The organism is Chelativorans xinjiangensis (assembly GCF_009812055.1).
Taxonomy (GTDB): Bacteria; Pseudomonadota; Alphaproteobacteria; order Rhizobiales; family Rhizobiaceae; genus Chelativorans; species Chelativorans xinjiangense.
Genome location: NZ_WQNH01000098.1, coordinates 1 through 6,316 on the forward strand (window position 1 = coordinate 1; position 6,316 = coordinate 6,316).

The following is a 6,316-nucleotide window of genomic DNA, read 5'->3' on the forward strand; positions in this document are numbered from 1 at the left end:
TATCATCGACCTCTTCACGCCGGCCGAATGCGCCAACTACTTCAGGGCCGCAGGATATGACCCGGATTAAACAGGACGTGCTCTAGAGACCCGACGCCTCGCGCTTGACGGCGCGCCAGCCGATGTCGCGGCGGCAGAAGCCCTGCGGCCAGTCGATGCGGTCGACGGCGCGGTATGCCGCCTCGCGCGCTGCAGTGACGTTCGCGCCCAGCGCCGTCACGTTCAATACGCGCCCGCCATTGGCGACGAGCATGCCGTCGCGGAGCGCCGTGCCTGCGTGGAAGATCTCGACGCCTTCCTCGCCCGCCGCTTCGACACCCTTGATTTCGCTGCCCTTCTTGGGGGCTGCGGGATAACCGTCGGCCGCCAGCACCACGGTCAGCGCCGCCTCGTCGCGCCAGCGCGCCGACATGTGCGCGAGTTGGCCGTCGGCGGCGCCCTTCACCAAGGCGAGGAGATCGTCCTTGAGACGGGGCATCAGTACCTGGCATTCCGGGTCGCCGAAGCGGACATTGTATTCGATAAGGCTCGGGCCGTCGGGGGTGATCATCAGCCCCGCGTAGAGCACGCCGGTGAACGGCGCGCCCATCTCCGCCATACCCTTCAGCGTCGGCTCGATGATCTCGCGCATGCAGCGCTCGACCATCGCCTCGGTCATCACCGGCGCCGGCGAATAGGCGCCCATGCCGCCCGTGTTCGGGCCGGTATCGCCTTCGCCCACGCGCTTGTGGTCCTGCGCCGTGCCGAAGGGCAGCGCCGTCTTGCCGTCGCACAGGCAGAAGAAGCTCGCCTCCTCGCCCTCCAGGAACTCCTCGACCACCACCTCCGCGCCGGAGGCGCCGAAGAGGCCGGAGAAGCAGTCGTCGATGGCCGCGTAGGCCTCGTCCTCGCTCATGGCGATCGCGACACCCTTGCCGGCGGCAAGCCCATCCGCCTTGACGACGATGGGCGCGCCGACGTTGCGCACATAGTCCTTGGCGTGGGTTGCATCAGCAAAGCGGGCATAGGCGGCGGTGGGAATTCCGTAGCGGCTGCACAGGTCCTTGGTGAAGCCTTTCGAGCCCTCCAGGCGTGACGCTTTCGCCGTCGGACCGAAGACGCGAATGCCGGCGGCGATCAGGTCGTCGGCCAGCCCTGCCACCAGCGGCGCCTCGGGCCCCACCACCACCAGATCGATCGCCTGGCCGCGGCAGAAGTCGACGACCGCCCGGTGATCCTTCTCGCTGAGCGCCACGCACTCGGCGTGCTGCGCGATGCCGGGGTTTCCGGGAGCGGCGTAAAGCTTCTCCAGCATGGGCGAAGCGGCGATCTTCCAGGCCAGCGCGTGTTCGCGACCGCCCGAACCGATGAGGAGAACCTTCATGTCGCCCAAAGCCCTGCTTCAATCCACTCTGCCGGCAACGGGCTATGGCCGAAATGGCCAAAGGTCAAGCGCGCGCTCGGCATGTCCAGAGAGAAGTGAAAAGCCATCCGGGCTTTATACGCCAATCATCGTGCCAATCACCGCCGGCATCTTGACGGCGCGCCCGCGCCTTGCCACTCCACAGGGACGCAGCGACGAAAGGCAAGGGCATGGACATCATCCAGTCACGGCAGGCACGGGGCCGCGTGGCCGATGCGCCGTCGGGCCATTGGGCCTATCGGCTCCTACCGCGCGCGGCGTGGCCTTACGCACAGCTTGCGCGGTGGGACAGGCCGATCGGCTGGAAGCTTCTCTTGTGGCCGTGCTGGTGGTCGCTCGCCATGGCGGCGAGTGCGGGCGCCGAGCCGGGCGCGCCACTCCTGAGCGTCCTGCCGTCGCTCTGGCTGCTGGCGCTCTTCCTCGTCGGCGCGGTCGCCATGCGGGGGGCCGGCTGCACCTACAACGACCTGGTGGACCAGGATATCGACGAGGCGGTGGAGCGCACGCGCTCGCGGCCTCTTCCTTCCGGCCAGGTGTCGCGGCGCCAGGCCTGGGCGTTCCTCCTCGCGCAGGCGCTTGTCGGCCTTCTCGTGCTCGTGCAGTTCAACGGATTCGCCATTCTTCTCGGCTGCGCATCGCTCCTGGTGGTGGCCGTCTACCCCTTCGCAAAAAGATTCACGAACTGGCCGCAACTCTTTCTGGGGCTTGCCTTTTCATGGGGTGCGCTGCTCGGGTGGGCGGCGCATTTGGGCAACCTGTCGCTGGCACCCTTCCTGCTCTACTGCGGCTCCATCCTTTGGGTGATCGGCTACGACACGATCTACGCCCACCAGGACAAGGAGGACGACGCCATCGTCGGCGTGCGTTCCACAGCGCGGCTTTTCGGAGAGAAGACGAAACCCTGGCTCATCGGCCTCTACGGCATGGCGCTCCTCTTCTTCGCCGTTGCCTTCGCCAACGCTGCCGTCCCCATGCCGGCACTGGCCGGGCTGGTGGCAGCGGGCGCGCACATGGCGCGGCAGGTGCGCACGCTCGACATCGACGACCCGGACCAGTGCCTGGCGCTCTTCCAGTCCAACTCGGTGGTCGGCTGGCTGATCTTCCTCGGCCTTCTGGGCGGCGGCGTGTGGGCGACGGTCAGCCCTTATTTCTGAGATGGTGTGAGGGCGGGATGCCGTGCACCCCGATCTCTGCTAGTGCGTCGCTCTAATCGCGGGCGATGATCTCGTCACCGTTCACCACAAGGCGCAAGCCGAGCGCGCCCTGCTTGCGGCGGGCAAGGAAGCGCGGGCGGCGCTGGCGCACGACGCGGCCCTTGCGGCGCTCCTTTGGCGGCTCGGTCTTCACCTGGCCAAGGGATTCCTCGAGGGTGCGGGCGACGCCGTCGGCCTCCACCAGAAGCATCGGCAGGCCATAGGCGTCCGCCCAGGCGCGCCAGTCGGCGGCCACGTCGTCCAGATCGCCGGCGACCAGCAGCGGGACCGACAGCATCGGGTCAATGTGGAGCAGTTCCAGCGTCACCGTCACCAGGCCGTCCTCTTCCTCGATGGCCCGCGCGGCGACACCGCGAAAGGCGCTGGGCGGCAGGGCGAAGGTGACGGGAAGCTGGCTCTTGTCGAGCAGTCGGCGCATGCGCACGCCGCGCTTGGTGATGGTGAACGTCACCTCGCCGAAATCGTCCTGGGTTGCGTAGCTGACCGCCTGGGGCAGGCGGAACGGGTCGAGCCGCATCTGGCGGCCCGCCCATACCGGCTTGAGACCACTCGCCATTCTTGTTTGCCTTCCTGTTACTCCTGAGAGCCCGTCTTCCGGGTTCTCTCCGGACCGCTTTTGCGGCCTCTTATGGAGAAGGAGACTAGCGTGCGGGTGTTACTTCCGGCCTTAGAAAGTCGGTTAAATTTTGCTGACTTGCCAGTTGGTTAGCGCTTTGCGACCAGGTGAAAGATGCGGGAAAGGTTTGTCTATGAAGAGTAAATTCCAGCGTCGGCAGTGTCCCTAAATCACTTTCCCCGGGTTCATTATCCCCGCCGGGTCGAACGCCTTCTTCACCCGCCGCATCAGGTCGGTTGCCACCGCCGACTGGGTGGCGATCAGCTCGTCGCGCTTCATCCGCCCGATGCCGTGCTCGGCGGAGAACGAGCCGTGCAGTTCGCGCACCACGGCGTGGACGGCATCGTTCATGGCGCGGTAGTGCGCAAGATATTCCGCGCGGTCCATGCCCACCGGCTGAGACACGTTATAGTGCAGGTTGCCGTCGCCCATATGACCGAAGCAGACGACGCGGCTTCCCGGCAGCACCTCTTGAACCGCCTCCCCCGCCCGGACGATGAACTCCGGGATTGCGGCGACGGGGACGGAGATGTCGTGCTTGATGGAGCCGCCTTCCGGCCTCTGCGCTTCCGACATCGCTTCGCGCAGATGGCGAAGGGCGAGCGCCTGCGCCTCGTTCTGGGCGATCACGGCGTCGGCCACGTGCCCAGCTTCAAGCCCCTGCGTCAGCACCTCTTCCATCAGCGCTTGCGCATCCTCGACCGAGCGGCCGGAGGAGATCTCCAGCATCACATACCAAGGGTGCTCGCCGGAAAGCGGCGGCTGCACGCCGGGTATATGCTTGAGCACGAAGTCGAGCGGCGTACGCTCCATCAGTTCGAACATGGTGAGCGCGCTGCCGGCCTTGTCGTTGGCCGTCTCGAAGAGGGCAAGGGCCGCGACGGGCGAGGCGACGCCGGCCCAGGCGAGTTCGCGCCCCTTCGGCTTCGGATAGAGTTTCACGACGGCTGCGGTGATGACGCCGAGCGTCCCCTCGGCGCCGACGAACAGGTTCTTCAGGTCATAGCCGGTGTTGTCCTTCTTGAGCCTCCTCAAGTCGTCCAGAACCTCGCCCGTCGGCAGCACCACCTCCAGCCCCAGGCACAGGTCGCGCGCCGTGCCGTAGGCGAGCGCGCCGATGCCGCCGGCGTTGGACGACAGGTTGCCGCCGATCTGACAGGAGCCCTGCGAGCCAAGCGACAGCGGAAACAGCCGGTCGTTGGCGCTTGCGGCCTCCTGCAAGGTCTGCAAAACGACGCCGGCCTCGACCACGGCCGTGTTGGAGCTCAAGTCGATCTCGCGGATGCGGTTCAGGCGGGAGAGCGAAAGTACGACCTCCCGGCCCGTCGCATCCGGCATCTGTCCGCCGACGAGCCCGGTGTTGCCGCCCTGCGGCACGATGGGCGTGCCAGTCTCCGTGGCGAGCTTCAGGATGCGGCTTACCTCTTCGGTGCTGCCCGGCTTGAGCACCAGCGGCGTGACGCCTGCAAAAAGCCCGCGCGGCTCCTCCACGTGAGGCGCGATGTCCTGCGGGACCGTCAGCGCATGGCGCTTGCCGACGATCGCGACGAAGCGGTCGACAATGGCGGGATCGAGGGTCACGGGCTTTGCATCCATGGGCGGCAACGCTAGCGCTCCCCGTCTTGTCTGTCACGCGGGGCAGCAGCGCGCACCAGCCGGTCGTTGATGGCCTCTCCGAGACCCGCCATCGGCACCGGCTCAACGGCAATCGTTGCAGCACCGGCGGCATCGAGCGCCGAAAGGTGCGAGAAGAGATTGGCCGCGGCCTCGCGCAGATCGCCCGAGGAAGACAGGTTCAGCACCTGCGCCGCCGCCTCCGCCCCCTTCGCCCTTGCCGGACCGAAAGCCAGCAGTGCCTCGCCGGGTATCACCTCGGCCACGTTGAGCCGCATGCGGGCGTGGGGCGCGTAGTGGGAGGCGAGCATGCCGGGCGCCTCGATCCCCTTCGCATCGCGCGAAAGCAGCGTTCCGGCAACCCGCTCGATCTCCTCGGCGGCAATCCCGCCCGGCCGCAGCATTATCAGGCCCTCGTCCGTCACCTTGAGAATGGTCGATTCAAGGCCCACCGGCGTCGGCCCGCCGTCGACGACGAGCGGGATGCGGTCGCCCAGCGCGGTGTTGACGGCTTCCGCCGTCGTGGCACTGACGCGGCCGGAGATATTGGCGCTGGGGGCGGCGAGCGGACGGCCGAGGCGGGCGATGACGTCACGGGCGAAACCTCTTGGGCAGCGCAGCGCAACGGTGTCGAGACCGGCCGTCACCAGCGCGTGAACACCGGAACCCTCTCGATGCGGCAGCACCAGGGTGAGCGGTCCCGGCCAGAATGCCTCGGCCAGCCGCGCGGCCAGCGGCGAAAAGGCGGCGATGCGCTCGGCCATCTCCCGATCCGCCACGTGGGCGATCAAGGGGTTGAACCGCGGCCGGCCCTTGGCCTCGAAGATACGCGCCACGGCCTCGCCATTGGTCGCGTCGGCGGCCAGCCCGTAGACGGTCTCCGTAGGGATGGCCACCGGCTCCCCGGCCGCCAGCAGGCGGCAGGCTTCCTCCAGTGCTCGGTCTTGCCGCAGGATCTCGGCCAAGGGTACGCGTCTCCTTTTCCGAGCGGTGCCTACCCTGCCGGCGCTTTGCGGGCAAGTGCCGGGCGTATTCACGAACAATGGTCTTTAGAATGCCGCCTTTCCCATCACCCGTTTATTAATCCCCCGATGCTACCTTTCCGTGTGAAAGCGGGCGGGGGATTTCGCAATGAGGATACGCATTATCGGGCCATTGGTGATGGCTGCCGTTCTGGCGGCCGGTCATGCCGGCGCCTCCTCCATTCTCGAGCTCGATGCGATGGAGGTGGGGGCCGTACCGGGCGAAGCGCCCGTCGCCATCAGCACTTCCGTTTCGATCATCGGCGAGCCGGAGGTGACCTTCGAGAGCACGGCCGCCGTCAAGAAGGAAGACAGGCGCCGTTTCGATCCCGGCCCTCTGGTCATTCGCGGCGGTCTTGCGGGCGATGCCTTCGCGCGTGCCGCGCCCAAGCAGCCGGCGTCCGCCGCGCCGCGCCAGGCGAGCGCGCCCGCGGCCGCCGCACCAGCT

6 protein-coding genes are annotated in these 6,316 nt (G+C 67.3%); 2 read left to right on the plus strand and 4 right to left on the minus strand.

Features of this window, described 5'->3' with window-relative positions; translation table 11 throughout:
* Positions 1 to 82: 82 nt before the first annotated feature.
* Positions 83 to 1,363 carry a phosphoribosylamine--glycine ligase gene (gene purD, locus GM910_RS26595; RefSeq protein WP_159593863.1) on the minus strand — a complete coding sequence of 427 codons (1,281 nt, stop codon included), beginning with the start codon at positions 1,361 to 1,363 and terminating at the stop codon, positions 83 to 85.
* A gap of 209 nt (positions 1,364 to 1,572) precedes the next feature.
* On the opposite strand from purD, the gene ubiA reads away from it, so the two are divergent.
* Positions 1,573 to 2,556, plus strand: coding sequence for a 4-hydroxybenzoate octaprenyltransferase (ubiA, locus tag GM910_RS26600; protein WP_159593865.1), 984 nt, complete (start codon positions 1,573 to 1,575; stop codon positions 2,554 to 2,556).
* A gap of 52 nt (positions 2,557 to 2,608) precedes the next feature.
* Here the strand turns inward: ubiA and GM910_RS26605 are convergent, their stop codons facing one another.
* From GM910_RS26605 to GM910_RS26615, 3 genes are all read right to left on the minus strand, one after another.
* Positions 2,609 to 3,172, minus strand: a complete 564-nt coding sequence (locus GM910_RS26605; RefSeq protein WP_159593867.1) for a DUF6101 family protein — start codon at positions 3,170 to 3,172, stop codon at positions 2,609 to 2,611.
* A 225-nt stretch (positions 3,173 to 3,397) separates the two neighbouring features.
* Positions 3,398 to 4,828, minus strand: a complete 1,431-nt coding sequence (locus tag GM910_RS26610) for an FAD-binding oxidoreductase (RefSeq protein WP_159593869.1) — start codon at positions 4,826 to 4,828, stop codon at positions 3,398 to 3,400.
* Between the two features lie 11 nt (positions 4,829 to 4,839).
* Positions 4,840 to 5,811 carry an L-threonylcarbamoyladenylate synthase gene (locus GM910_RS26615; protein WP_159593871.1) on the minus strand — a complete coding sequence of 324 codons (972 nt, stop codon included), beginning with the start codon at positions 5,809 to 5,811 and terminating at the stop codon, positions 4,840 to 4,842.
* A gap of 166 nt (positions 5,812 to 5,977) precedes the next feature.
* Here GM910_RS26615 and GM910_RS26620 point away from each other — a divergent pair.
* Positions 5,978 to 6,316, plus strand: a 339-nt coding sequence (locus tag GM910_RS26620; protein WP_159593873.1) for a hypothetical protein, incomplete at its 3' end; no start/stop codon positions are given.

Excerpts from the sequence above, each read along its gene's own strand:
- purD (WP_159593863.1), bottom strand. The coding sequence starts at position 1,363 with ATGAAGGTTCTCCTCATCGGTTCGGGCGGTCGCGAACACGCGCTGGCC.
- GM910_RS26610 (WP_159593869.1), bottom strand. The coding sequence starts at position 4,828 with ATGGATGCAAAGCCCGTGACCCTCGATCCCGCCATTGTCGACCGCTTC.
- ubiA (WP_159593865.1), top strand. The coding sequence starts at position 1,573 with ATGGACATCATCCAGTCACGGCAGGCACGGGGCCGCGTGGCCGATGCG.
- GM910_RS26605 (WP_159593867.1), bottom strand. The coding sequence starts at position 3,172 with ATGGCGAGTGGTCTCAAGCCGGTATGGGCGGGCCGCCAGATGCGGCTC.